Source organism: Anaerostipes rhamnosivorans (genome assembly GCF_005280655.1).
GTDB classification, from domain to species: Bacteria; Bacillota; Clostridia; order Lachnospirales; family Lachnospiraceae; genus Anaerostipes; species Anaerostipes rhamnosivorans.
The window spans coordinates 1,625,200-1,651,372 of the sequence record NZ_CP040058.1 but is presented as its reverse complement, the minus strand read 5'-3'; the positions used below and the strand labels follow the sequence as shown (position 1 = coordinate 1,651,372).

At 45.3% G+C, this 26,173-nt stretch carries 26 protein-coding genes; 2 read left to right on the top strand and 24 right to left on the bottom strand.

Annotated elements, in window-relative coordinates:
- The 21 genes from topA to AR1Y2_RS08085 all read right to left on the bottom strand — a co-directional run bounded on the left by topA (position 1) and on the right by AR1Y2_RS08085 (position 21,261).
- Positions 1-2,085 carry a type I DNA topoisomerase gene (gene topA / locus AR1Y2_RS08185; RefSeq protein ID WP_137328516.1) on the bottom strand — a complete coding sequence of 695 codons (2,085 nt, stop codon included), beginning with the start codon at positions 2,083-2,085 and terminating at the stop codon, positions 1-3.
- A gap of 11 nt (positions 2,086-2,096) precedes the next feature.
- Positions 2,097-3,179: a DNA-processing protein DprA gene (dprA, locus tag AR1Y2_RS08180; RefSeq protein ID WP_137328515.1), complete on the bottom strand. Its 1,083-nt coding sequence runs from the start codon at positions 3,177-3,179 to the stop codon at positions 2,097-2,099.
- On the bottom strand, positions 3,172-4,689 hold the full coding sequence (locus AR1Y2_RS08175) for a YifB family Mg chelatase-like AAA ATPase (protein ID WP_137328514.1): 1,518 nt from the start codon (positions 4,687-4,689) through the stop codon (positions 3,172-3,174). The genes dprA and AR1Y2_RS08175 overlap by 8 nt, the downstream gene beginning before the upstream one ends.
- Positions 4,690-4,763: 74 nt before the next feature.
- Positions 4,764-5,213: a transcriptional regulator NrdR gene (nrdR, locus tag AR1Y2_RS08170; protein WP_137328513.1), complete on the bottom strand. Its 450-nt coding sequence runs from the start codon at positions 5,211-5,213 to the stop codon at positions 4,764-4,766.
- A 104-nt stretch (positions 5,214-5,317) separates the two neighbouring features.
- On the bottom strand, positions 5,318-5,563 hold the full coding sequence (locus AR1Y2_RS08165; protein ID WP_137328512.1) for a YlmC/YmxH family sporulation protein: 246 nt from the start codon (positions 5,561-5,563) through the stop codon (positions 5,318-5,320).
- A gap of 108 nt (positions 5,564-5,671) precedes the next feature.
- The gene (locus AR1Y2_RS08160; RefSeq protein WP_137328511.1) at positions 5,672-6,466 is read right to left on the bottom strand and encodes an RnfABCDGE type electron transport complex subunit B; all 795 of its coding nucleotides are present in this window, start codon (positions 6,464-6,466) and stop codon (positions 5,672-5,674) included.
- 13 nt (positions 6,467-6,479) lie between these two features.
- Entirely contained in the window at positions 6,480-7,055 is a 576-nt protein-coding gene (gene rsxA, locus AR1Y2_RS08155; RefSeq protein ID WP_137328510.1) for an electron transport complex subunit RsxA, read from the bottom strand.
- Positions 7,056-7,067: 12 nt separating this feature from the next.
- Positions 7,068-7,769: an electron transport complex subunit RsxE gene (gene rsxE / locus AR1Y2_RS08150; protein ID WP_137328509.1), complete on the bottom strand. Its 702-nt coding sequence runs from the start codon at positions 7,767-7,769 to the stop codon at positions 7,068-7,070.
- 1 nt (position 7,770) lies between these two features.
- Positions 7,771-8,382 (bottom strand): RnfABCDGE type electron transport complex subunit G, encoded by a 612-nt coding sequence (locus AR1Y2_RS08145; RefSeq protein WP_137328508.1) that lies wholly within the window; start codon positions 8,380-8,382, stop codon positions 7,771-7,773.
- A complete protein-coding gene (locus AR1Y2_RS08140) occupies positions 8,375-9,325 on the bottom strand; it encodes an RnfABCDGE type electron transport complex subunit D (RefSeq protein WP_137328507.1) in 951 nt (316 codons plus the stop codon). The genes AR1Y2_RS08145 and AR1Y2_RS08140 overlap by 8 nt, the downstream gene beginning before the upstream one ends.
- Before the next feature lie 13 nt (positions 9,326-9,338).
- The gene (gene rsxC / locus AR1Y2_RS08135; RefSeq protein WP_137328506.1) at positions 9,339-10,655 is read right to left on the bottom strand and encodes an electron transport complex subunit RsxC; all 1,317 of its coding nucleotides are present in this window, start codon (positions 10,653-10,655) and stop codon (positions 9,339-9,341) included.
- 264 nt (positions 10,656-10,919) lie between these two features.
- Positions 10,920-12,161: a glutamate-5-semialdehyde dehydrogenase gene (locus AR1Y2_RS08130; RefSeq protein ID WP_137328505.1), complete on the bottom strand. Its 1,242-nt coding sequence runs from the start codon at positions 12,159-12,161 to the stop codon at positions 10,920-10,922.
- Positions 12,162-12,181: 20 nt separating this feature from the next.
- Positions 12,182-12,391 (bottom strand): DUF896 domain-containing protein, encoded by a 210-nt coding sequence (locus tag AR1Y2_RS08125; protein WP_137328504.1) that lies wholly within the window; start codon positions 12,389-12,391, stop codon positions 12,182-12,184.
- A 21-nt stretch (positions 12,392-12,412) separates the two neighbouring features.
- Positions 12,413-13,267 carry a glutamate 5-kinase gene (gene proB / locus AR1Y2_RS08120; RefSeq protein ID WP_137328503.1) on the bottom strand — a complete coding sequence of 285 codons (855 nt, stop codon included), beginning with the start codon at positions 13,265-13,267 and terminating at the stop codon, positions 12,413-12,415.
- 248 nt (positions 13,268-13,515) lie between these two features.
- Positions 13,516-14,013, bottom strand: a complete 498-nt coding sequence (gene nrdG / locus AR1Y2_RS08115; RefSeq protein WP_137328502.1) for an anaerobic ribonucleoside-triphosphate reductase activating protein — start codon at positions 14,011-14,013, stop codon at positions 13,516-13,518.
- Position 14,014: 1 nt separating this feature from the next.
- Positions 14,015-16,174: an anaerobic ribonucleoside-triphosphate reductase gene (nrdD, locus tag AR1Y2_RS08110; protein WP_137328501.1), complete on the bottom strand. Its 2,160-nt coding sequence runs from the start codon at positions 16,172-16,174 to the stop codon at positions 14,015-14,017.
- A 72-nt stretch (positions 16,175-16,246) separates the two neighbouring features.
- Entirely contained in the window at positions 16,247-17,842 is a 1,596-nt protein-coding gene (locus AR1Y2_RS08105) for an NAD(P)/FAD-dependent oxidoreductase (RefSeq protein ID WP_137328500.1), read from the bottom strand.
- The gene (locus AR1Y2_RS08100; protein ID WP_137328499.1) at positions 17,839-19,062 is read right to left on the bottom strand and encodes a BaiN/RdsA family NAD(P)/FAD-dependent oxidoreductase; all 1,224 of its coding nucleotides are present in this window, start codon (positions 19,060-19,062) and stop codon (positions 17,839-17,841) included. Before AR1Y2_RS08100 ends, AR1Y2_RS08105 begins: the two co-directional genes overlap by 4 nt.
- Positions 19,052-20,227, bottom strand: coding sequence for a phosphopentomutase (locus tag AR1Y2_RS08095; protein ID WP_137328498.1), 1,176 nt, complete (start codon positions 20,225-20,227; stop codon positions 19,052-19,054). The genes AR1Y2_RS08100 and AR1Y2_RS08095 overlap by 11 nt, the downstream gene beginning before the upstream one ends.
- A gap of 56 nt (positions 20,228-20,283) precedes the next feature.
- Complete coding sequence (locus AR1Y2_RS08090; RefSeq protein WP_137328497.1) at positions 20,284-20,658, bottom strand: hypothetical protein; 375 nt, start codon at positions 20,656-20,658, stop codon at positions 20,284-20,286.
- 63 nt (positions 20,659-20,721) lie between these two features.
- Positions 20,722-21,261 (bottom strand): hypothetical protein, encoded by a 540-nt coding sequence (locus AR1Y2_RS08085; protein ID WP_137328496.1) that lies wholly within the window; start codon positions 21,259-21,261, stop codon positions 20,722-20,724.
- Positions 21,262-21,647: 386 nt separating this feature from the next.
- Here AR1Y2_RS08085 and AR1Y2_RS08080 point away from each other — a divergent pair, with 386 nt between their 5' ends.
- Positions 21,648-21,947, top strand: coding sequence for a hypothetical protein (locus AR1Y2_RS08080; RefSeq protein ID WP_137328495.1), 300 nt, complete (start codon positions 21,648-21,650; stop codon positions 21,945-21,947).
- Positions 21,944-22,546, top strand: coding sequence for a lysine exporter LysO family protein (locus AR1Y2_RS08075; RefSeq protein ID WP_137328494.1), 603 nt, complete (start codon positions 21,944-21,946; stop codon positions 22,544-22,546). Before AR1Y2_RS08080 ends, AR1Y2_RS08075 begins: the two co-directional genes overlap by 4 nt.
- A 427-nt stretch (positions 22,547-22,973) precedes the next feature.
- On the opposite strand, the gene AR1Y2_RS08070 is transcribed toward AR1Y2_RS08075, so the two are convergent.
- From AR1Y2_RS08070 to AR1Y2_RS08060, 3 genes are read right to left on the bottom strand one after another with little or no spacing between them, the layout of a single operon-like run.
- Entirely contained in the window at positions 22,974-24,626 is a 1,653-nt protein-coding gene (locus AR1Y2_RS08070) for a putative polysaccharide biosynthesis protein (RefSeq protein ID WP_137328493.1), read from the bottom strand.
- An 8-nt stretch (positions 24,627-24,634) separates the two neighbouring features.
- Positions 24,635-25,132, bottom strand: coding sequence for an rRNA maturation RNase YbeY (gene ybeY, locus AR1Y2_RS08065; RefSeq protein ID WP_137328492.1), 498 nt, complete (start codon positions 25,130-25,132; stop codon positions 24,635-24,637).
- A 4-nt stretch (positions 25,133-25,136) separates the two neighbouring features.
- Positions 25,137-26,144 (bottom strand): PhoH family protein, encoded by a 1,008-nt coding sequence (locus AR1Y2_RS08060; RefSeq protein ID WP_137328491.1) that lies wholly within the window; start codon positions 26,142-26,144, stop codon positions 25,137-25,139.
- Positions 26,145-26,173: the final 29 nt, after the last annotated feature.

Here is a 26,173-nt window from a genome sequence, read left to right as displayed (position 1 = left end):
TTATTCTGTAACTTCTTCCTCCTTCGGCAGATCACAGACATATCCGCAGTGTTCGTCTGAACAAACCAGTTTTTTACCTTTCTCTACCATGTATTTGCCGCAGCGTTCACATTTGACAGTAGAAGGTTTCTGCCATGACATGAATTCGCATTCTGGATTGTCTTCACAGCCATAGTACTTCCGGCCTTTCTTTGTTTTCTTCAGGACGACTTCTTTTCCGCACAGCGGACAAGGAACTCCGATCTTCTCAAAGTGAGGTTTTGTATTCCTGCAGTCCGGGAATCCCGGACAGGCGAGAAATTTACCGTACGGCCCGTACTTGACGACCATGTTTCTTCCGCACTGGTCGCACAGCACATCCGTCACCTCATCTTCTATAGTCACCTGTTCCAGTTCTTTTTCCGCAGCCTCAACCGCTTCCTTCAGATCAGGGTAGAAGTTTTCCACTACTGATTTCCAGTGGACTTTTCCTTCCTCTACCATATCCAGCAGCGCTTCCATTGTTGCGGTAAAATGTACATCCACGATAGACGGAAATGCCTTTTTCATCATGGTGTTGACTGCTTCTCCCAGCTCGGTCACATAGAGATTCTTTTTCTCTTTTACCACGTACCTTCTGGCGATGATGGTAGATATGGTCGGCGCATAGGTACTCGGACGCCCGATTCCCTGTTCCTCCAACGTACGCACCAGTGTAGCTTCTGTATAGTGTGCCGGCGGCTGGGTGAAATGCTGTTTGTGATCAAACTCTTTTAATTTCAGCTCCGTGGAAGTATCAATGCTTTTCAGCATGACATTTCCTTTTGATTTTTCATTGTCAATGTTATAAACGGTCAAAAATCCGTCAAAAACAATCTTTGATGCTGAAGCGTTAAATCTGTATCCGTTGGCGTCGATCTTTACCGATGTAGTCTCATACTTCGCTGCACTCATTCGGCTGGCCATGAACCGGTTCCAGATCAGCTGGTATAGACGGAACTGGTCTCTGGAAAGCTGTTCTTTTAAGCTGGCCGGGGTGTTTTCGATGTAAGTAGGGCGGATGGCTTCATGGGCATCCTGCACATTTTTGTTGTCTTTCTTCGCAACTTGTCCGTTTCCCACAAAATCACTTCCGTAGGTTTCGGAAATGAACTCTCTGGCATTTTTGTCTGCTTCTTCAGAAATCCTTGTGGAGTCTGTACGCAGGTAGGTGATCAGTCCGACAGTGCCTTTCCCTTTGATGTCCACACCCTCATACAGCTGCTGGGCAATCCTCATGGTCTTAGCTGTAGGAAAATTCAGCTTGCTGGACGCATCCTGCTGCATGGTACTTGTTGTAAACGGGAGAGGTGCTTTCTTGATACGCTCTCCAACTTTCACATTGTCAACTTTAAACTTTGCCCCCTCAAGCTTGGAGAGGATCTCGTTCAGCTGTTCTTCATTTTCGATCTCAATCTTTCCGTCTTTATCACCTGCAAACTTTGCTTCCAGAGGCTTTTTGCTTCCCTTCACGTTCAAAAAAGCGTCCAGCGACCAGTATTCTTCCGGTATGAATGCGTTGATTTCTTCTTCCCGGTCACAGATCAGCCTAAGCGCCACAGACTGTACACGGCCCGCACTTAACCCTCTCTTGATCTTTGCCCATAAAAGAGGACTGATCTTATATCCCACGATCCGGTCCAGGACACGTCTCGCCTGCTGGGCATCCACCAGATCCATATCGATCTCCCTGGCGTGCTTTAAGGATTCCTTGACTGCATTCTTGGTGATCTCATTAAATGTAATACGGCTGCATTTCTTATTCTCCAGCTTCAGGGCATAATACAAATGCCATGAGATGGCTTCCCCTTCCCGGTCGGGGTCAGTTGCGAGATAAACTTTATCAGCCTTTTTTACTTCTTTCCGCAATGCTGCCAATACTTCTCCCTTGCCGCGGATCGTGATATATTTTGGTTCAAAATTATGTTCCAGATCGATTCCCATGGTACTCTTCGGGAGATCCCTCACGTGACCGTTGGACGCAATGACTGTATAATTTTTCCCTAAAAATTTATTGATCGTCTTTGCTTTCGCTGGTGATTCTACAATTACTAAGTATTTTGGCATTTTTGCACCTCTTAATTATATTTTATTATGTAATAATTTTTCAGTATTTCTTCTGCCAACCCCTGCCGTTCTAAATAATACAAAGATGTCACTGCCTCCGGAATCGGCAGTTTTGACTCCTGGGCTATCTGTTCCAGACATTTGGGTTCCAAACTCAAAACATCATACACCATTTTTTCACCTCTAGCAAGTGAATTTTTATCAAATTGACAGACATTATGTGAAATATCTCTGAATTTTGGAAATTCATTCAGAATATCTTCCGGAGTGGAAACCAGCTTGGCGCCTTGCTGGATCAGGTGATGACAGCCCTTGGATGCAGAACTTGTCACATTGCCCGGAATAGCAAAAATTTCTTTGTTCTGGTCCAATCCGCAGTCTGCTGTGATCAGAGATCCGCTTCTCTCCCTGGCCTCCACCACTAAGATACCGTCAGCCAGGCCGCTGATGATCCTGTTTCTCTGCGGAAAAAGAAATGAAAACGGCTCCACACCCAGCCCATACTCAGAGTAGATGACTCCCCTCTCCTGCACCTGCTGGTACAGTTTTCGGTGTTCTTTTGGGTAAACCTGGTCGATACCGCAGCCTAAGACACCCGCCGTTGTTCCCTTACCCTGCAGTGCACCTCTATGGGACGCACCGTCGATCCCCCTGGCCATACCGCTGACGATGAGTACACCCCTTTTTGACAGTTCCCCCGCCATATACTCTGCCATTTCCCTTCCGTACAGGGTACAGGATCTGGCTCCAACCATGGCAATGGAAAGGCTTGAATCGACCGGCCGGCCTTTTCTGAAAATACCGAAAGGGTAGTCATAAATCTGCCTGAGCCTTTCCGGATAATCCGGTTCTTTCCATATAATATAATCTGCATTCTGCTCTTTTAATCTGTCATATCTTCTACAGATATATGACTCCTCCCTGGTCTTAAGAAACAACTGGTACTGTCTCTTTGAGAGAAGGGTCATTGCTGTTTCTCCGCTGAGTTTCCGAAGTTCCTCCGGATGGACTGCCACGGAAAGGATCTCCCCCTGTGTTTTCCGGTTCATCTCCAGAAGGGATGTAAACCAAAACCAAGAAAGTTTCTCATTCACACCCAGCCACCTCCGATAAAAACTCCATATTTCTCAGGGATAGTGCTTCGATGAGATGTGCCTCCTCAATCCTTCTTTTATTCTCCATCCTGGCGATGGTTTTTGCTATTCTCATCATCTTATGAACACCACGCATAGAAATATGATGTTTGTTCTGTTCTTCTCTTAAAATCTGTCTGCATTTTGAATTTAAAGGACAGATTTTTTTCAAATCCTCCGCTTTCACCTGACTATAGTATGCATACGGTGTGCCCAAAAGTTCCTTCTGCTCCTCTGCCACAGAATTCCGGATCCTGGCTCTGACTAAAGCCGAATTCTCCGAAACAGCATCTGAGGTTTTTGCCTCTTGCCTCACCGTAATGACCAGATCAAAACGGTCCAGGATGGGGCCGGAAAGCTTATGATAATAAGAACGCTTCTCACTCATACTGCAGCGGCACGCCTCCGGAGTAAAGCTGTTGCCACAGGGACAGGGATTCATGTCGGCAATCAAGAAAAAGTCTGCCGGCATGGTATAGTCTCTCCCAAGCCGGTTTAAAATAATCTGGCGGTCCTCCAAAGGCTGTCTCAGAGCTTCCAGACATTTGGAGTCAAACTGCGATAATTCGTCTAATATAAGACAGCCTTTGTGGCTGAGCGTGATCTCTCCGACCTTTGGAACCGCTCCCCCACCAATCAGCGCCCCTTTTGAGATAGAGGAATGGGGCATCCTGAAAGGCGGGCAGAAATCCTCCGCATCCCTATAGATTCCAGCTGCCTGGTAGAGTGACTGTACCTCTAAGTATTCTTCCTCTGTCAAACTATTAATAATAGAAGAAACACAATTGACTGCCATGGTTTTGCCGCACCCGGGAGGACCGATCAAAAGGATATTGTGCCTTCCGGTGACTGCGATCTCCAGAGCTCTTTTTAGGAACACCTGTCCTTTAATTTCAGAGAAATCAAAAGCTTTTTTTGTAAGGTTCTTCTGTTTCTTTGAATATTCATAAGAAAGGATCTTTCCCCGGCGGAAGAAATCTGCCGCATCAGACAGATGTTTTACCGGGACCAGTTCCACATCCTTTACGTGTCCAAGCGTCTCCATATCGTCATAGGGTACCATAAACCGCCGGATTCCCTGCTTTTTTCCTTCCAGTATAATCGGAAGACACTGACGGATCCCGTGGACACTGCCATCAAGGCCCAGCTCCCCCAGGATACAGATCTTCAATTCTTTATTAATTGGGATATAGTTAAGACCAGCCAAAACGGCCGCTGCGATGGGAAGGTCGAATGCGGTACCTGTCTTTCTGATATCGGCAGGAGATAAGTTCACCGTAACCTTCATGGGCGGAAGCGGGCATCCAAGAGCCCGCAGGGCAGATTCTACCCTGTGCCTGGATTCCTTTGCTTCATTAGAAAGGCGGCCCACCATAGTAAAATATGGGAGACCGCTCCGAAGTTCCACTTCAACCTGTATGATAACGCCTGCGGCACCTGAGACAATGCCGCTGATCATCGAACAAAACATAAAGCCTCCTTCTCTCCGGAAGCCTTACAACCTACAATATGTACTATTTTATCATATATTCTATATTTTTACAATTATTTGAGCAATTTTTTCAGTTCACTCATAAATGTGTTCACATCCTTGAACTCTCTGTATATGGCCGCAAAACGCACATATGCCACTTCGTTGAGTTCTTTGAGCTTGTCCATGACAATTCCTCCGATGACAGAACTCTCCACTTCTCTCTGTCCGAGATTATAGATCTTTGTCTCAATCTCATCCACCAGCTGGTCAATCTGTCCCATGGAGATGGGCAGCTTATGGCAGGACTGCACAATGCCGGCCTTGATCTTGGAGCGGTCATACATCTGCCTGGTTTTGTCCTTTTTGATCACTGACAGCGGTTCTGTCTCTATCTTTTCATAAGTCGTAAAACGCTTGCTGCAGTCATCACACTGTCTTCTTCTGCGTATGGAATTATTGTCTTCCGAATGTCTGGAATCAATAACTCTGGAATTCTCGCTTCCACAATAAGGGCACCTCATCTTTTCTACCTCCCGGGATGTTTACTTTGTTCTTTTGTGAGAGGCAGAACATGTCTGCCTCAAAAATTTCCATTCATTAAGGGAAGTATATCATTTTTTCTAAATCACTTCAAACATTCTTTTTCAATTATATCCACCAATACGGTATCACAGCCTATTTTCACGATTCTTTTATACGGAATATAATAAAATTCCCCTTTTGCAAAGCAAAGCACCTTTGTAGCCTTCGGAACGATCAGACATAAGATCTGTCCTGATCCGGGATCAAATTCCAGATCTATCACACATCCCAGTTTATCTCCGGTCCGGCAGTTAATGACATCCTTCTCCCTCAACTCTAAAAATTTCATGATAAGCCACCCCAGAAAAATAGTTATAATAGTGTATGCCCGTGATAAAAAAAGGTGCAAAAAAAGGCCATATCTGAATCACAGATACAGCCTTTTCTGATTCTATTATTATGCAGTGATGATCTTCTTCGGACACTTCTTTGCACAAAGACCGCAGTTGACACATTTCTCATAATCTACATGGGCAATGTTATTTTCTACGGTGATTGCTCCCAGCTTGCATTCCTTTGCACAGAGACCGCAGCCGATACATCCGGCTTTGCACACGGACATGACATCTTTTCCTTTGTCTTTTGAATTACACTGTACTAAATGCTTTTTGTCGTAAGGAACCAGTTCAATCAAGCCCTTTGGACAGATATCGGTACATTTTCCACAGCCGATGCATGCTTCTTTGTCAACATACGCAATGCCGTTGACAATGGAAATGGCATCCTCAGGACAGACCTGGGCGCAGCTTCCGAATCCCATACATCCAAAAGAGCAGCCCTTCGGTCCTTCTCCGGGTACGTTCATCGCTTCTACACAACTCATCTGGCCTGTGTATTCATATTTGTTTGACGCCTTCTCACAGGTCCCCGCACATTTTACAAATGCCACTTGCTTCACAAAGTCACCTGCTTCCACACCCATGATAGCACCAATCTTTTCTGCAGCCGAAGGCCCGCCTACAGGACAGGCACCTACTGCCGCCTCACCGTTTGCAATGGCTTTTGCAAGTCCGTCACATCCGGCATATCCGCATCCTCCACAGTTATTTCCAGGAAGTTCCGCGCGGACTGCTACTTCTTTTTCATTTACCGGAACCTTGAACTTCTCAGAAGCGATTCCTAAAAGAATAGCAATGACCAAACCAATTCCTCCGACCACAACGGCCGCAAGGATAATTGCTGTAATATCCATTTTTGCTACCTCCCTATATGATTCCTGAGAATCCAAAGAAAGCAATCGCCATCAAACCTGCCGTGACAAGAGTGATGGGCATTCCTTTGAAAGATTCCGGGATGTTATTGTATTCTAATTTTTCACGGATTCCAGCCAGAATTACAATGGCGATGGTGAATCCCACAGCCACTCCGAATCCATTGACAACACTGGTGATAAAATTATATTCATACTGAACGTTATTTAAAGCTACACCAAGTACAGCACAGTTGGTCGTAATCAGCGGAAGATATACACCCAGGGACTCATACAGAGCCGGCATAGACTTCTTTAAGAACATTTCCACAAACTGTACCAATGCCGCGATGACAAGGATAAATGCGATGGTCTGCAGATATTCCAGATGAAGCGGCACAAGGATCCCGGCATACACGAAATATGTAACTGCTGAGGCGATGGTGATAACGAAAATAACCGCAGCACCCATTCCGCCGGCAGTCTCTACCTTCTTGGATACACCAAGGAAAGGACAAAGGCCTAAGAACTGGCTCAAAACTACGTTATTAACTAATGCCGCACCGATTGCGACTAATAATAAATTTGACATTGTTCACCCTCCCTATTTGTCATCCACACTGTTATCGAAAAACCGGCTTCCACAGGCACCGTTTCCGCAGCTGGAACAATCGCCGCAGCCGGAAGACTCAGGCTCTCCTGCTTTTTTCGGTTTTTTGCTTCTTGCTTTATTCTGGGCCGCTACAAGGCAGGCCAGGACAAAGAATGCACCGGGAGCCAGGATGAAGATCGTGATTGGCTCGTAAGCGCTCGGCATGATCTTTGCACCGAAGATCGTCCCTGCACCGAGAAGTTCACGGAAAGCTCCGATCACCGTCAGGGCAATGGTAAATCCAAGTCCCATTCCGACACCGTCGAAGAAAGAGAGGATTGCTCCGTTTTTGGATGCAAAGGACTCTGCGCGTCCCAGGATGATACAGTTTACAACGATCAGAGGGATATAGATTCCAAGGCTTGCATTTAGAGACGGCACATAGCCCTGTAAAAGGAACTGAACAACCGTAACCAATGACGCGATGATAACAATATAACCCGGAATACGGACTCTGTCGGGAATCACATTTCTCATAAGACCGATGATCAAGTTAGAAAACATTAACACGGCTGTAGTAGAAAGCCCCATGCCTGCCCCGTTGATCGCGGATGTTGTAACCGCAAGGGTAGGACACATTCCGAGCATTAAGACGAAAGTAGGATTTTCTTTGACAATACCATTGATCAAACGTTCTACTGGATTACTTTTCATCTCAATTACCTCCTTTCAATGTATCCATCAATGCAACACAGCTGTTGACTCCGCTTGTGACTGCGCGGCTGGTGATCGTAGCACCGCTGATGGCGTCGATCTTAGAGTCGTCATTCTTCCCGGAACCGTCTTTTACGACTTCAAACTGTTTTGCTTTTTTATTTGTAAAGTTGCTCTTGAATTCATCTTCTTTTGCCTTCATACCAAGACCTGCGGTTTCGGAGATCGTTAAGGTCTCATATCCGTTGACCGTACCGTCATCCTTCACACCTACAGAAAGAGTGATGTCACCGCCGTACCCGTCAGGGTTTGTCACAGAGAAAACATATCCAAGTTCTTTTCCGTTCTTGTCAACTGCTTTGGCGATCTCGTTGATTGTATTCTGTCCAAGGTCTTTTGCCTTCAAAGCTTTACTGATCTCTTTTGTATTTAATTTCACTGCTTCAAAACGGTCCGCGTCTTTGAATACTGCTTTGTACGCCTCCTGTTTTGTCTTTTCTTCCTGCTTTGCAATCGGATCTTTGGTCACGTTGTAGACGAAACCAAGGATCAGGCCGGCAGCCAGAGTGATGATAAATAATTTAATACAATCGCTTACTAAACTTTTATTCATTGTCTTTGCCTCCTTTTGCCTTCACAATTCCAAACGGTGTCGGAACTGTAATCTTCTCAATCAGAGGAACAATCAGGTTCGCAATGATGATGGAATAAGAAACACCCTCTGCCATCGGCCCGAACAGACGGAAAATACCGGTCAGAAGTCCGCACAGAACGGCGAAGATGATCTTGCCCTTGGAAGTGATCGGTGAGGTCACATAGTCGGTTGCCATAAAGATCGCGCCGAGCATCAGTCCGCCTGCAAAAATCTCAGACGCCATATAAGTAAGATCGAAGCCATGTCCTCCAAAAAGCAATACAAAAACAGCCACCGTTGCCACGTAGATACATGGGATCATCGGTGAGATAACTTTCTTTAATACAAGGTAAATGCCGCCTAAGATCAGAAGTACGGCAGATGTCTCTCCAATCGTACCCGGAATAAATCCTGTAAAGATCCTTCCAAGATCTACGCTCTTTCCTGCTTTCAGCAGGGCCAGAGGTGTGGCTGTGGTCACTCCGTCATAGGTAAATGTAGTCATCCTTGCCGCAAAGGAGATCATCAGGAAACAACGGGCACCCAATGCAGGGTTCATGAAATTCTGGCCCAATCCTCCGAAAACCTGTTTTACGACGATGATCGCAAATATACCGCCCAGTACCGGCATCCAGAATGGAACGCCTGCCGGCAGGTTGAGTGCCAGCAGAAGGCCGGTTACGACCGCGCTTAAATCACCTACTGATACTTTTTGTTTCATTAATTTCTGATAGATATACTCGGCAGCTACGCAGGTAACGATAGAAACCGCAATAGTCACAGCCGCAGATGCACCGAAGATATAGATACCAAAAACTGTAGCCGGGAGTAATGCAAGGATTACGTCCAGCATAATGCTTTGTGTTGAGCTTTTGTCCCTTACGTGCGGGTTTGCTGAAACACGATATAATGTTTCGTTCATATGTACCTCTCCTTTACTTCTTTCTACGATTTGCCAAGACCTGCTTACGTCCTGTCTTCATTGACTGTGCCAGGTTTCTCTTCGCCGGACAGATAAAAGAACAGCACCCGCATTCCACACACTCATCTCCGTGAAGCGCTTCAAATGCTTCAAAATTGTTGTTATCTGCCAGAACGGACAACCTTGCCGGCATTAACTTCTGAGGACAGACACTGACACAGCGCCCACAGTTGATACAGTTGCTAGGCTCCACTGCTGATACAGGATCTTTTGTAAATGCCAGCAGAGAGGAAAATGTCTTGACCGCCGGGACATCCGTGGTAAACATGGCCATTCCCATCATCGGTCCTCCGGAGATCACCTTTTCAGGCTGTCCTTTGAATCCTCCTGCTGCTTCGATCAGTTCATTGACATTGGTTCCGGTACGCACAAGAAGGTTTTTCGGACTCTCAATGGCATCCCCAGTCACTGTCACAACGCGTCTGAATAGAGGTCTTCCTTCTTTCACCGCATCCTTGATGGCAACAATGGTCGCAACATTATCCACAATACATCCTGCGTCAGCCGGCAGCATGCTGGAATTGATCGCTCTTCCGGTGGTGGCATAGATCAGGGAACGCTCTGCTCCCTGAGGATATTTAGTCTTTAATTCGGCTACTGTTATCCTGGAATCTCCTTTGACACACTCGCTCACTTTGGCAATGGCATCTTTTTTGTTGTCCTCCACCGCAATGATCCCCTTTGCTTTTGGGAATAAATCCAGTACGATATTCAGCCCTTCCACGAGGACCTCCGGAGTTTCCATCATGATCCGGTAATCTCCAGTTATGTAAGGCTCACACTCTGCTCCGTTGACAATGATATACTCGATGGCATCAGGATCTTTCGGAGCTAGTTTTACATGGGTAGGGAATCCTGCCCCTCCAAGTCCCACGATCCCCGCTTCTTTGATGGCGGCAAGGATCTCGTCCTTGGTCATTTCCTTATACGGCTTTGCCTTAAATTCCGCTTCTTTGAACTCTCCGTCGTTCTCGATTACAATTGCATTTACCTTTGCTCCGGCAGGAGTCACTCTCGGCTCAATTGTTTTTACAGTTCCAGAAACAGAGCTGAAAATATTTGCGGATACAAAACCGCCTGCTTCCGCTACTTTCTGTCCCGCCAGTACCTGGTCACCCTTTTGTACGATCGGTTTCGCAGGTGCTCCAATATGCTGGCCGACAGGTAAAACAACATCTCCTTTTGGCAGATATTCCGTGATTGGGGAATTTTTTGCGTATTCTTTCCCGTCATCCGGATGAACTCCGCCGCTAAATGTAAACAATGCCATTTTTAAGCCTTCCTTTCTCTTTTCTTAAATTTCCATATACTTTATGATAAATTGTTTAGCATGCAAAATCAACTCTCGACATTTTTTTCACAATCAAAATCCCATGAAATAACATAAATTTCACTATAATATGTCCATTCTTTTCTTTTTTTCTATATTTTGCACTAAAAAATAAACAATCAGGGATTTTATATGTGAATATATTATCAATCTAAAAGGAGTCCCCCGTTCTTGAGAAACTCCTCCTTTGAAATTATCCTTTGTCTAACGCCTTGTCTGCCCGTTTCCGTAAATAATAAATTTGGTGGTCGTAAGGGCGTTCAGTCCCATAGGCCCCCTGGCATGGATCTTCTGGGTACTGATTCCAATCTCTGCCCCGAATCCGAACTCAAACCCGTCCGTGAATCTGGTAGAGGCATTCACATAAACGGCCGCCGCATCAATCCTGTCTAAAAATTCCTGAGCACGGGAATAGGAGTCTGTGATGATAGCCTCTGAATGTTTTGTGTTGTAGCGGTTGATATGTTCAATCGCTTCATCGAAGCTGTCGACCACCTTTACAGAGATCACAGCATCTAAATACTCTGTGCCCCAGTCCTCCTCGGAAGCTTTCAACACCTGGTCATTGACCGCCATGACTCTCTCGTCTCCCCTGACCTGCACACCTTTTTGCAGCAGAGCCTCCACGATAGCCGGCAGATGAGTCTGCACGGCATTCTTATGGATGACAAGGGATTCACAGGTATTACAAGTTCCCAGTCTCTGGGTTTTGGCATTGACCACGATATTTACTGCCATCTCAGGGTCCGCGAACTCATCCACATAGGTATGGCAGTTGCCGGTTCCCGTCTCGATCACCGGCACGGTGCTGTTCTTTACAACACTCTGAATCAGCCCTGCCCCGCCTCTTGGAATCAGCACATCGATATATTCGTTCATCTGCATCATCTTTGTGGCAGTCTCCCTGCTTGTATCTTCCAGAAGCTGGATGCTGGATATCGGCATCTTCTTCTTTTCCAAGGCTTCCTGGAGGACTTTTGTTATAGCGATATTGGAATGTATAGCATCGCTGCCGCCCCGGAGCAGACATGCATTCCCCGTCTTAAAACACAGGGCAAACGCATCTGCGGTGACGTTTGGGCGGGACTCATAGATAATCCCCACAACGCCAAGAGGTACCACCTTTTTTCCTATGAGCAGTCCGCTCTTATTGGGCTTCATCTCTGTGACAGCCCCGATGGGATCCTCTAAGTCCGCTACCTGCCGAAGGCCTTCTGACATGCCCTCAATCCGGTCCACCGTCAGGGTGAGCCGGTCCACCAATGCCTCTGACATGCCCCTCTCCATGGCCGCCTTCACATCCTTTACATTCTCAGATAAAATGTAATTCTGGTTTGTGACCAGCTGGTCTGCCGCTTCCCGGAGCAGTTCATTTTTGTCATTCATGGCTGCCTGGGCCAGAATCACAGATGCTTCTTTTGCCTGTTTTCCTAATTGCTCTAACATAACAACCTCCCTGCTTTATCTCAGTGCTTTCCTTTCGGCTTCAGCGGAGTAACGCTTCCGTCCTCATTCTTTATACTGATATTATCAAGCTGGCCGCGCAGATTCGCCCGGACAGACTGGATATACTCTGTGCGCAGTTTCTTTTGTTCTTTCTTTTCTTCTTCCGAAAGCCCAACGGACTTTTCCAGATGATACAGTTCATTGATTCTTCTAATCTTGTCTTCGTTCATACTATTCCTTTCCAGTAAAAATTATGAATTTAAGTACGGACATTCTGTCAAATACTTTCTGAAATCAAAATGTTCTCTCTTATGGGCCAAAAACAGTGTTCCGATGTCTTTCCCGTCCACGATCCTATTCAGATCATTAAAGTCCCGGCTGTTGGCGATCACCATATCAGCCCCGCAGTCGGTCACAATGTTAGCCGCCGCAATCTTTGTTGCCATTCCTCCAGTCCCCACTTTGGTGACAGCGCCCTTGGCCATGTTTTCCACCTCTTCGGTGATCACAGGCACCTCTGAGATCAGTCTTGCTCTTTTATTTTTATGCGGGTCATCGGTATATAATCCATCGATATCCGTCAGCAGGATCAAAAGATCTCCTTCCACCACCGCAGTGACCACCGCAGATAAGGTATCGTTGTCTCCGAACTCGATCTCTTCCGTGGATACCGTGTCATTTTCATTTACAATGGGAATGATGCCTAAACTGAGCAGCTGGTTGAATGTATTTCTGGCATTAAACCTGCGTTTATCGTTCAGCATGGTTTCCTTTGTGATCAATATCTGTGCAGAGCCTTGGTTGTACTCCGCAAACAGCTTTTGGTAGATCATCATCAGCTGTCCCTGTCCCACGGCAGAGCATGCCTGCTTCATCGGCAGAGAATCGGGCCGTTCCTTTAAGCCCAGTGCTTTAAATCCGACCCCAATGGCTCCTGATGACACTAGAATGACGTCCTTCCCGCCATTGTGGAGATCCGTTAAAACTCTCACCAGCTTCTCCAGACGGAACAGGTTCAGCTGTCCTGTCTTTGGATGAATCAGGGAAGATGTCCCTACTTTTACTATAATCCGTTTCTTATTCTTTAGTTTTTCTCTGTTTTCCATGCGAAGTGATCCTGTCCTCTCCTGCTGATTTTCCATCAGCGCAGTTTATCGTTATTGTAATCCTTTTTCTAAAAAAAATCAATGTTCTATGGCTGAAAATTCGACGTTGTTCTCACTTCCGGCGGACAGCACTTTGAGCGTGAAAATTGGAAAAGCGATTCAACGTGTCCATTAAATCTCGAAAAATGACTCCAAAGCAAAATGCTCTGGAGCCATTCATCCATAATCTACTGGATTTTCGTTTATATTTAGAAATCAAGAAGCACTACGTCTCCATTTTTCAGGGATGCCTGCACATCGATCACCCTTTGGTTTTTGCTGCCGCGGAATCTTAAGTTCAAATCCTTCTGTTCTTCTACGAAAGGACCGTCCACCAAAACATCCAGGTACCTGAGAACCTCCGGATCAAAATCCATGATCTCCGCGTATAAATAGGAGGAATACATCCAAGTAGTTTTTTCGGGGTACCGCTGTTTCAGTTTTTTTAATACTTCCTTGACGGTTTCACGGTTTTCAGGCTCCATGGGTTCTCCTCCCAGAATGGTGGCGCCTGTGATATGTTCTCCTCCGGTCAGCGTAAGGAATTGTTCTTCTGAATGCTCATCCCATTCCAATCCACCGTTAAAATCCCATGTTTCCGGATTAAAGCAGCCTTTGCACATTCTTCTGCAGCCCTGCACAAACAGGGACGTCCGGATGCCGGTCCCGTTGGAAATATCAATTTTTCTGATCTGTGCGTACCGCATATCAGTTCACCTCTTGCATCTGGTTATCCAAATGTACAAAGCGCTCCCCGATCTCCTGGGTCCTTCCCTTATTCCAAAAGTTGTCGCCCAGATATCCACAGGTCCTGCGGCAGACATTTAAGGTCTTGTGGCTCTTATTGCCGCAGTTTGGGCAGTACCATTCGTAATTCTCATCCAGAAGGATCTCCCCGTCAAATCCACATTCCTGGCAGTAATCAGACTTGGTATTGATTTCTGCATACTGGATAGTGTCATACATATAGTCGATCAGCATGGAAAGGGCTTCTGGATTCTGGTTCAAATTGGTCACTTCCACATAGCTGATGGCTCCGCCAGAGGAAATGCTCTGAAATTTAGCTTCAAATCCAAGCTTTTCAAAAGCATCTATGGGTTCTGTCACATTTACATGGTAAGAGTTTGTGATGTAATCTTTATCTGTGATGCCTTCCACGATACCAAACCGTTTCTTCAGGCTTCGTGCGAATGTATAGGTTGTTGACTCCGCTGGTGTTCCGTATACACTGAATCCAAGTCCCGTCTCTTCCTTCCATTGATCACATGCGCCTCTCAAACGTTTCATGATCTCGACAGATAACTCATCCCCTTCTTTTGTTGTGTGGCTTTTCCCAAGAAGAGAAAGCACACACTCATACAGTCCGATATAGCCAAGGGAAAGAGTGGAATATCCGCCTTCCAGCAGCTTGTCGATGGTCTCACCCGGCTTCAGCCTTGCAATGGCACCAAACTGCCAGTGGATCGGGCTCACATCGGATAATGTTCCCTTGAGGCTTTCATGGCGGAGCATCAAGGCCTCTCTGCAAAGGCTCAGCCTTTCCTCAAGAATGTTCCAGAACTTGTCCATATCCTGTTCTGCGGACAGCCCTACATCGGCCAAATTGATGGTCACAACACCCTGGTTGAATCTTCCGTACCATTTATAATTTCCGTCCTCATCCTTCCATGGAGCCAAAAAGCTTCTGCAGCCCATGCATGGGAAAACTTCCCCCTGGTAATTCTTTCTCATGATTTTTGCAGATATGAAGTCAGGCATCATGCGCTTGGCTACACATTTGACTGCCAGATCCGTCAGATACCGGTACTGACTGTCTTTCGGAACATTATTTTCATCCAGTACATATAAAAGCTTCGGAAATGCAGGTGTCACATAGGCCCCTACCGGATTTTTCATACCTTCATAGCGCTGCTTTAACATCTCCTCAATGAGCATTGCCGTCTCTTTCTCATATTCCGGCTCTTCGCTTATGTACATAAATACAGATAAAAACGGCGCCTGACCATTGGTGGTGGAAAAGGTGTTGATCTGATACTGGATCGTCTGGATTCCCGATACGATTTCATCGTGCAGGCGGTCATTTGCGATCAGCTCCACTTCCTGCTCCGTATATGCTTTGCCGATCATCTCTCCTTCTTTTCTAACCTTATCCTTATGCTTTTCAAAGCTGACTCTCACAAAAGGAGCGATATGCGCCAAAGATATGGTCTGGCCGCCATACTGTCCGTTGGCCACCTGCTGTACAATCTGGGTCGCCACCGTACATGCCGTCTGAAGAGACTTGGGCGTCTCGATCAGTTTTCCGTTTATGACAGTCCCGTTTCTGAACATATCCTTTAAGTCCACTAGGTCGCAGTTGTGCATCTGCTGGATATAATAATCCATGTCGTGAAAATGAATGATCCCGTCATCATGTGCCTGAACGATTTTAGGCGGCAGCATCATTCGCCGGCAGTAGTCCCTGGAAAATTCTCCGGCGATCAAGTCTCTCTGGGTTGCCAGGATATTCGGATCCTTGTTGGAGTTCTCATCCAGGGCCTCCTGGTTTTCCCCTGTCACGATCCCAAACACCTCATTATCAATGGTATTGGTCTCTCTCTGGAACTCCCGGACCTTCCGGTAGCCTTCGTAAGCTTTGGCTGTGAGAATCTGCTGCTTTTCGATCAGCTTTTCAAAAACCTGGTCCTCAATACGATAAATGCTGATATCCTCATCTCCCTGATGCTGCTCATGGATCTCAAAGGAAATATCTTTTGCGCATTTCTCGTCTACCACTCCGCTTCCATACCGCATTGCTTTTAAGATGGCAAGTTCAATTTTAGCCGGATCAAACTCCACTTTACTGCCATTTCTCTTAATAACTTTCATTTATCTTCACCCTTTCACATATTCTGTCCCTTATTATAAACCTATATATATTGTGTGTCCAGATATTTTCTATCACAATATGTTGTATTTTTTACCCATATTTTCGATTAATTGTTCTGCCGTCTTTATGCCGTCTATGGCCGCAGACGTGATTCCTCCTGCATATCCGGCTCCTTCTCCACACGGGTAAATGCCAGGGATACTGCCCTGAAAAGTTTCGTCCCTCTCCATCCTGAGCGGCGAAGAGGTCCTCGCCTCAATCCCGCTTAAAACAGTGTCCCCATCTGAGAATCCTCTGATCTTTTTCTCAAAAGCATCCATACCTTCCAAGATCGCTTCAGAAATTTCATCTGGGAGACACTCCCTTATGTTTGCAAATGCCGTTTTCCCTTTTGTATTCGGAAGAATGGCTCCAAAACACTCGCTCGCCCTGTTTTCCCTGAAATCGGAAAGCTTCTGGACCGGAATCCTTCCCCTGCCAGCCTGATAAGCTTTCTCTTCCCATTTTCTCTGAAAGCTGACACCTGCAAGCGGATGGTCGTCGCCAAAGTCCTCCGGTGTCACACTGGCAATGATCGCGCTGTTTGAGTTCTCTGCCATACGGTCATGGTTACTCATTCCGTTGACCGTCAGCCTTCCATTTTCAGAGGATGCATTGACCACAAATCCTCCCGGACACATGCAGAAGGAATAAACGCTTCTTCCATTGGATGCCCGGTACGTTAATTTATATGACGCTGTGGGCAGTTTCCCGCTCTCTGCCGCTTTTCCATACTGGGATTCGTCGATCCTTTGTCTCGGATGCTCCACCCGCACGCCGATGGCAAAGGACTTTGGAGTCATAAAAAGTTTTCTGTCATACAGCATTTCGAAGGTATCCCTGGCGCTGTGCCCCACCGCGAGCACTGCCGCTTCACACTCCAATAATTCTGCGCCATTAATGACCAGGCCAGACAGTCTGTGATCCTCTGTCCGGATGTCCGTCACCTTACTCTCAAACAAAACCTCTCCCCCTGCATGGCAGATGGCAGCTCTCATATTTGCCACCACTTTACAGAGCAGATCCGTACCGATATGAGGCTTTCCGTCATATAAGATTTCTTCCGGAGCTCCGTACTTTACGAAGGTCTCCAGCACAAACCGGTTCCGCCCAAACTTATCTTTCACTGCGGTATTCAGCTTACCGTCAGAAAAGGTTCCGGCACCTCCTTCTCCGAACTGGACATTGGACTCAGGATTCAGGACCCCGGTCTCCCAAAAGGCATCCACATCCTTCATACGCTCCTCCACGGGTTTTCCCCGCTCCACAAGCACCGGCTTTAATCCGACTTCAGCCAGTACCAGGGCGGCAAACAATCCGGCCGGCCCCATGCCGATCACCACAGGACGTGCCGGGATTTCTTTTTTGCACACCGGGATATGATACTGTTTCTTTTCTACTTTTGTTATTTTAGAATTTTTGTTTCTTTTCAGAAACTCCTGCTCCCGCTCCATTTCTACGTCAACTGTATACACATAGCTGATCTGATCTTTTTTTCTCGCATCCAAAGAACGTTTAAAGATCTCATAGGTTTGAAACTGCGCGTAATGTACTTCCTTCTTTATCTTCTGTTCCAGCTGTTTTTTTGTGTGTACTGCCGGAAGCTTTATCTGACTGATTCTGATCATTGATTTCCCGCCTTTATCTGATTTCCCGCTATGTACCCTGAGGTAAAAGCCCATTGTAAATTGTAACCGCCGCAGGTACCGTCCACATCCAGGATCTCTCCAGTAAAATACAGTCCCCTGTGGATCTTAGATTCCAGGGTTCCCTCCATAACTTCTTTCACAGAGACCCCGCCTGCAGTGACCTGTGCCATATCAAACCCTTTGTACCCCGAAATAGGAACCGTAAATTTCTGTATCATCGTGCGGATCTGTCTCAGTTCCTTCTGTCCAAGTTCTTTTACACTGGTTTCAGGGCGGATCTTTAGACGGTTAAGCACAGTAAATGCCAATTTCTTATTCATAAATCCCTGAAGAAATTCCTCCGCCGTCTTGTAACTTCCCACCTTACGGAAATATTCCATCATCTCCTTCAATGTGATCTGTTCCGGCATCAGATTTAAAATGATCTCCACTTTCTTTTTCTTTCTGAGAGCGTCAATAGCGTACCTGCTGACCTGAAACACCGGTATCCCCGATATTCCATATTTGGTAAACTGGACCTCTCCCTCCTGTGAGACTTTTTTCTGACCGTTCACATAAACAGAGAGGCTGGATCCATTGCGGACCCCTGCCAAATATTTAAAAAATGGTTCTCCAGACTCCAGCGCCACCAGAGCAGGAAACAGATCCGTCACTGTATGCCCCAGGCTTTTTGCCAATCCGTAGCCACTTCCGTTGCTTCCAAGCTTCTCCTGTGCCATTCCACCGGCTGCCAATATGACGTTTCTGCCCTGGTACTGGTCTTTTCCGCTTTTTATATAAAATGTATCCTTAATCTTTTTGATTTCCTCAACTAAAGCCTCTGTTTTCACATCAATATCCAGGCTCTTTATCTTACCGGCCAATGTGTCAACTACCGTGGATGCCTGCATGGATGCAGGATAGTAATAACCGTCTAAATCCGTGGTAAGCATCCCCATGGACTGAAAAAAATCCAGGGTTTCAGGTACCCCGAATTGTTCCAGCATCGAATAGGGAAAGCCCGGTTTTTCTCCCCGGTAACAGTCCTGGTCCAGAAAGCTGTTGGTCAGATTGCACCGTCCGTTGCCTGTTGCCAGGATCTTTTTCCCCAGTTTTTCCATCCGTTCCAGCACAAGGACGGAGCATCCTCTGCCGGCCGCTGTGATAGCTGCCGTCATACCAGATGCTCCGCCTCCTGCGATGATTACATCATATTTCATCTATTTCCTCCAAAACACTGGTTCCGTCTAATTTTGATTCTATACCAAAATAGTCTAACACAGTGCTCCCGATATCCGCAAATGTTTTTCTCGTTTTTAAGTTTACCCCTTTTGTCTGTCCGTGGTGATACATAAGAAACGGTGTATATTCCCTGGAATGGTCTGTGGACGGTGTCGACGGATCGCATCCATGGTCTGCTGTTATCATCAGGATATCACCCTCCTGCATAAGTCCAATCAGCTTCGGAAGCTGCTTGTCAAAATAGGTCAGAGCTTTTGCATAGCCATCCACATCATTGCGATGTCCATAGAGCATATCAAAGTCCACAAGATTGACAAAGCAGAGACCCTCAAACTTTTTTTTCATCCATTCTTTTGTCTGTTCGATTCCGTCTTCGTTATTTTTAGAAAACGAAAACTCGGTCAATCCCTTTCCTGCGAAAATATCATGGATTTTTCCGATCCCGATCACACTTAGGCCTTTTTCCTTTAATTGATCCAGCATGGTCACCCTCGGCGGTTCGATAGAAAAATCATGCCGGTTGGATGTCCTTGTGTAATTTCCGCTTTCGCCGACAAACGGGCGGGCAATGACCCGGCCTACGCCATGCTTGCCTGTCAAAATCTTTCTGGCTATTTTGCAGTATCGGTATAATTCCTCTGGCGGCACCACTTCTTCATGGGCTGCGATCTGAAACACACTGTCTGCTGATGTATATACGATGAGCGCTCCTGTCTTTACATGCTCATCTCCGTAATCCTTGATCACCTCTGTGCCAGAATAAGGACGGTTGCATAAAATCTTTCTTCCGGTCTCCTGTTCAAAAAGCTCTGTCACCTCTTTTGGAAATCCTTTCGGGTAGACGGGCAGCGGCTGTCTGGAAATAATTCCCGCAATCTCCCAATGGCCAATGGTGGTGTCCTTGCCCTTGGACTGCTCTGTCATCCGCCCATAGGCGCCGATAGGAATGATCTCCTGCCTCTCACCGTCAATTTCTGCGCCGTCAATCGAAAACAATCCCAGCTTGCTTAGATTCGGTAGGTCAAAGTACTGGCTTTTGGAAACTGCCCGCAGTGTATTGCTGCCCTCGTCTCCGAAATCCTTTGCATCCGGCGCTTCCCCGATGCCAAAGCTGTCCAGTACGATTAAAAAAACTCTCTTCATTCCGGTCACCTCAATCTATTTGTAATGAATTTTTTCTTCTACCTTAGATTATAGTGCTAACTGCTGTAAGACTCAAGGAAATGATAAACTTCTTCTACAGAATGAAATTTCTTTTTCTCCTTGAGCATTTGTTTGATCTCATCTGGAAGATCACTCTTTTTTAAATCAGTATATTCAAAGATTTCTTTTGTCTGATTGTTGAGGATGACCAAACTGCCATCGCGTACTTCCAAACCATATGTGATCTTTTCTTTTTTATTGGTGGCTGCCTGCTCCTTTGTGGTCTGTTCTTTGATAATAGTAGACTGAACCTGATGGACCAGCTTGTCCTGGCTTGTATCCTTCTGATAAAAAGCTACATAACACATATATCCACAGAGGGTGGTGATGACCACCATATATATTAATAAAAAACGGTTGATTTTGTTCATACGAAACACTCCTTTTCCTTAAGCGTTCCCAAAATCAACCGTCCTATTCAAAAAAAATCAAATTTAGCAATTTATATGATTCAGCAGCAAAATATCCTGTTCTTTTGCCGTATCACATCGGCAGGAAATTACTTTCTGAATATCCAGATACACAAAACCGTCTTCAAAACCATCGGTATCAATCTTTTGGACTTTGACAAAATTCTTGCTGAAATCCAGAATGGATCCGAGAATGGAATATCTTCTGTCTTCATCCATATAAAAACTCACGAGCAGTCTCTGTTCCTTGGCATATCTCAAAAGTGCCTCCATACAGGACTGATGATCCTTCTTTATAATCCTCCCGTGACTTCTTTTCTTGTGGAGATACAGCGTTCCAATCCGCCTCTCCCTGCTGCCGTCAGTCTGTGCCCTGAAGAAATGATCCGGTCGTTCCAGAATAAAACCGTCGTATTCTCCTCTTTCTGAAATCTTCGCCGCTAGAAGTTCTTGTTCTGTTATGTACAGAATGTAACCTTCTAAAATCTTTTCCCTGCCTCCGACAAAGTGATATAAGCTGACCAGTTTCTTTTCCTGCTGCATCTGTTCTAATATTTGATTCATGCCCTATCCTCCGCTTTTTCTTATATTATAGCAGAAAAGCAAACAGATTATAATTAATTATCAAAATTGTAAAGAGACACGGATCGTTTAGAAAGCATGAAGGTTCTATGGCGGGCGGTCAAGGATATATTCCTGTTTTCACCCGACAAAGAGCTTGTAGAAAAATCAAAGGGCTGTGCAGTCCGATTATGAAGCAGTACCGTTTTGTCCGTGTATTTTCGGATTGAAACAGAAAGCCTTGCCGTCCACGACTAATCTGGCGCATTAAAGGCGATCAATGATTTCGTACCGCAAAAATGCCGATATTTCTTGGAACATGATGACGGAATCTTAATTATTTGATATAGTGTCTAAGTGTGTAAATTTTAGCGAAAGGAGTTTTGAATATGGATATACTTATCATCATGTGTATTGGCATTTTGATAGGCAGGCTTGCTTTCCTGCGACGCTTGAAAAAGAAAAATGAATCTGTTTCCCTGCTATGCACATTTGTCTTAATCTTTTCTATGGGTGTCACGCTGGGAGAAAAGGAGAATTTCTTTGAAGAACTTTCGTCGCTGGGGATAACGAGCTTTCTGTTCTTTTTCATACCTACTTTGCTTTCTGTCGTTCTGGTCTACTATCTGACACAAAGGTTTATGAAGAAAGACAGGGGAATTTCTGCGGAAAGGAGTGAAGAACTGTGATAGTCCTTTTGACGATACTTTCCTTGACTTTCGGGATAGCTTATGGCTGTTCTGATATGGACAATGTTCTCATATCCATTCTTACGGAACATTCAAACATTGTCCTGTACATACTGATGTTTTCTGTTGGTATCAGTATCGGTATGCACGACGGTATCATACAGAAAATCAAGGAATACCACATTAAGATTTTCATTATCCCTGCGGGAATTATTGCAGGCTCGCTTCTGGGCGGACTGTTCTGTTCAGCAATCTTGAAAATGCCTGCGGGTCATGCGACTGCGGTTACAAGCGGTCTGGGCTGGTACAGCCTTGCAGGGGCAACAATCAGCAAATTAGAAGGAGCGGAATTAGGAAGCATTGCTTTTATGAGCAACCTTATGAGGGAGATATTCTCTTTCTTCATCATTCCGTTTCTGGCGTTGCGGTTCAATCATTTTACCTGTATCGCTCCTGCTGGTGCAACGAGTGAAGATACGACGCTCCCTGTCATATTAAAATATACGAATGAGGAAACGGTCGTGCTGTCTGTTTTGAACGGCATTATCTGTTCTTTCTTCGTCCCGATACTCATTTCCTTATGTCTTAACGCAGGATAAGAAACAGAATTGTCATTGTCCAAGGCGTGGTCTATAAATTCAACACTAACCGTAGCGTACTTCATATTTATTATAATTGGTACACTACGGTTTTCTTGTATTTTTTAACATTAATCAGTCATATCAAGGCTCATTTGAATGTAGAGAATTTATAGTAAAACTGTTGTTTTGTTATTTATGAGCATAATCAGATTTCCTATATCAAACGTTGTTAGATAGAAACAATTCATCTTTTTGAAAAATCTTTAAGGATTCATTTTGCGTCAGAAAGCATAACATTTCAGCATGTGTCAGTTCCTCCCAAATGAACAAAAAGCCTCCTTTCCATGTACCTCAATAAAGATAACGCAAGAAAGAAGGCCGATAGTTTTTCTTCATTGTTGGAAGGAGGCCTTTCCAGAGCCGACTGAGAACAATGGAGAAAAACTCATAATAATCTCAATTTTTTTGCCATTTTTAATATCAAATGACCTTTTGGTACTCTCTGAAGTTCTTCTTCCTCAAAAACCTTTAATCCAATGATAGCAACAAAGTATACCAATGCTCCAAGAGGAACTGCTATCAACAGACACAAAGCATAGCCAAGACTTGTCCCTGACATGAATCTCTGAAAAACAAATCCTATAATCCCTATCACAATTCCCATTGCAACAGCACTGATCAGAGGTTTTATAAATGTCTTGGACACTTCCTGTTCATATCCAGTATATTTTTTAATGGAACGGGCATTCAAGATACACATGACAAACGAAAATGCCATAGTAGCAAATACTAAAGCATAAGTATCCACCTTCGTTGTATAAAGCAAAACGATCAAAACAAAAACATTGATCACTACAGATACTGCCGAATGTCGGACCGGCACTTTCATCTTGCCCATCCCCTGTAATATTCCATTGCTGAGTGTAGAAAGACAGTAAAATACAATGGAGACCGCACCAACCATCAGCAGCTTCGGACCAAGTCCAAATGCTTTAGCAGGACCAAATAGAAGGCCGACAATCGGTTTTGCAAGAACGCCCATGCCCACGGCACAAGGGATGGAAATGATCATCGTAAATTTTATGGCCATATTGATACTTTCATTCATCCGCTGCTTATCATTGACTGCGTATGCTCCTGCAATATCCGGTACAATGGCATTGGATAACGCAGAGGCGATAGCAACTGGCACATTGATCAAAACATTATACTGGTTTGAAAAAATGCCGAACAAAGCAGCCACTGACCTGGACGCCATGCCTTTGTTGACCATAATCGTACTAAACAAGGTAGAGTCAATGATCGCGCTGCAGTTATATATTGCCGTGCTGAAAATAACCGGAGTAATCGTCAGCAATAAAATTTTTAATATTCTCTGATAAGACTCTATCTTCTTTGTCTTATCCGCAGCTATTTGACGCTTTACCTTTGGCCGGTAGACCCAATAGATAATACCGCAGAAAAGCAGCCCTGTAAGAACTCCAACTCCTGTACCTATGGCACTTCCCGCAGCTCCATATTTGGCCAGCTTATATGTGGCTACCTTTCCGCTGATGCCTACATATGGTGCTACCAGAACATAAGCCATGAGAACACTGAAAATAGCATTCAAAATCTGTTCCAATATCTGTGATACAGAAGTGGGCACCATTGTAGAATGTCCCTGAAAGTAGCCTCTTAAAACACCCAGAATACCAGATAAAAAAATGGTCGGTGCCATCGTTCTTAAAGCAAGAACAGCACCTGGCTGATTCGGAAGAAATGCCGGTGCACCAAAAAAAGTGATCAGGCCAGCGCCCCCTCCGACGATCACTACATATACTAAAGCTCCATGGAAAACCCTCTGGGCATTTTTATATTCTTTCATGGCAAGCCTTGCGGCTATTGATTTTGAAACTGCCAGCGGTATGCTGAAGGATGCGATCAGCAGGATAATGCTGTAAACGTTATACGCAAACCCATAGTACCCCATACCCTCGTTGCCGATAATGGCGGTTAAGGGTCTGCGGTATAAAAGGCCGATGACGCGGCAGATCAATGAAGCTGCTGCTAAAATGGTTCCTTGTACTAAAAAACTGCTCTTTTGTTTTTTCCCCATAGTTACCTCTAATCTCTCGTGTAGTGGACCTGCTGCAAGATCTCTTCCTGTTTTTGTTCCATCACCGCACGTTCCTTCTCCTCCATGTGGTCATAGCCAAACAGATGGAGCATACTGTGGGCGATCAAAAAAGCATATTCTCTCTTTAAGCTGTGTCCATAAGCATCTGCCTGCTCTTTAGCCTTGTCCATGGAAATCACAATGTCACCCAGCATCAGTTCACCTGAGTCCGGATGAAAAGCAGCCAAATCTTCCTCTAAACCATCAAAGCATGCAGGTTTTTCATACTCGATCATCGGAAACGAAAGGACATCCGTAGGACGATCAATCCCCCTCTGCTCCAGATTGATTTGATGAATCTCTTCATTCCCTACAAGCATCAAATTTACTTCACACTCAAAAGGACATGTTACATAATCCACAGCAGCCTCGATCACCTGCCGGGCAATCATTTCACAATCTATATCCGCTGTTCCTTCGTACTCATTTTCTAAAAAAACACTCATAATCTTACCTATCTTTCGTTCGTTTCCGCGGGGCTTTCTCTTTCTTCTTCCGGTTTTTGCTCTCTTCATATTTTTCATAAGCAGTGACAATCTGCTGTACAAGAGGATGGCGTACCACGTCCTTGCTGGTCAGCCGGCAGATCCCGATATCCGGAATCTTTCCGAGCACTCTCACCGATTCTTCTAGACCGGATACACTGTCAAACGGCAGATCCTTCTGTGTCAGATCCCCGGTGATGATAGCTTTTGAGCCAAATCCGATTCTTGTGAGAAACATTTTCATCTGGGCCGGTGTCGTATTCTGCGCTTCATCCAGCACGATATAGGAATTATCCAGGGTTCTACCTCTCATATAGGCCAGCGGTGCAACTTCGATCAGCCCTTTCTCCATATTCTTCATAAAAGTTTCCGCTCCCATGATCTCATAGAGAGCATCATAGAGTGGCCTTAAATACGGATCAACCTTGCTCTGCAGATCCCCAGGCAAAAATCCCAGCTTTTCGCCTGCCTCTATGGCCGGTCTGGTCAAAATGATCCGGTTTACCTCATCATTTTTAAACGCCGTGATCGCCATGGCCATGGCTAAGTAGGTCTTTCCAGTTCCTGCCGGCCCAATCCCGAACGTGATCATCTTTTCTGAGATCTGCTCCAAGTATTTTTTCTGTCCCAGGGTCTTTGCCTTTACCGGTTTCCCCTGAACAGTGTGACAGATCACATCTTTATCCAATTCCAGCAGATGGCCGCTTTTTTCCTCCATGGAAAGAGATAAGGCATAATTGACATTCTGCTCTGTAATAATATTGCCTCTTCGGGATAGCTCCAAAAGCTCTCCAATCACGGACTGTGCCTTTTTCACCGCTTCTTCGCTGCCGACCACTTTAAGCTGCCCGTCTCTTAAGATAAGGTTTACATGAAGCGTTTTTTCAATCTTCTTCATGTAAACATCAAACTGTCCAAATACATTCCCTCCATGTTCAGAAGGGAATTCCACATCTATTTCTATCGGATTCATAGTTTCTCCTCAACCTATTATTTTCTTAT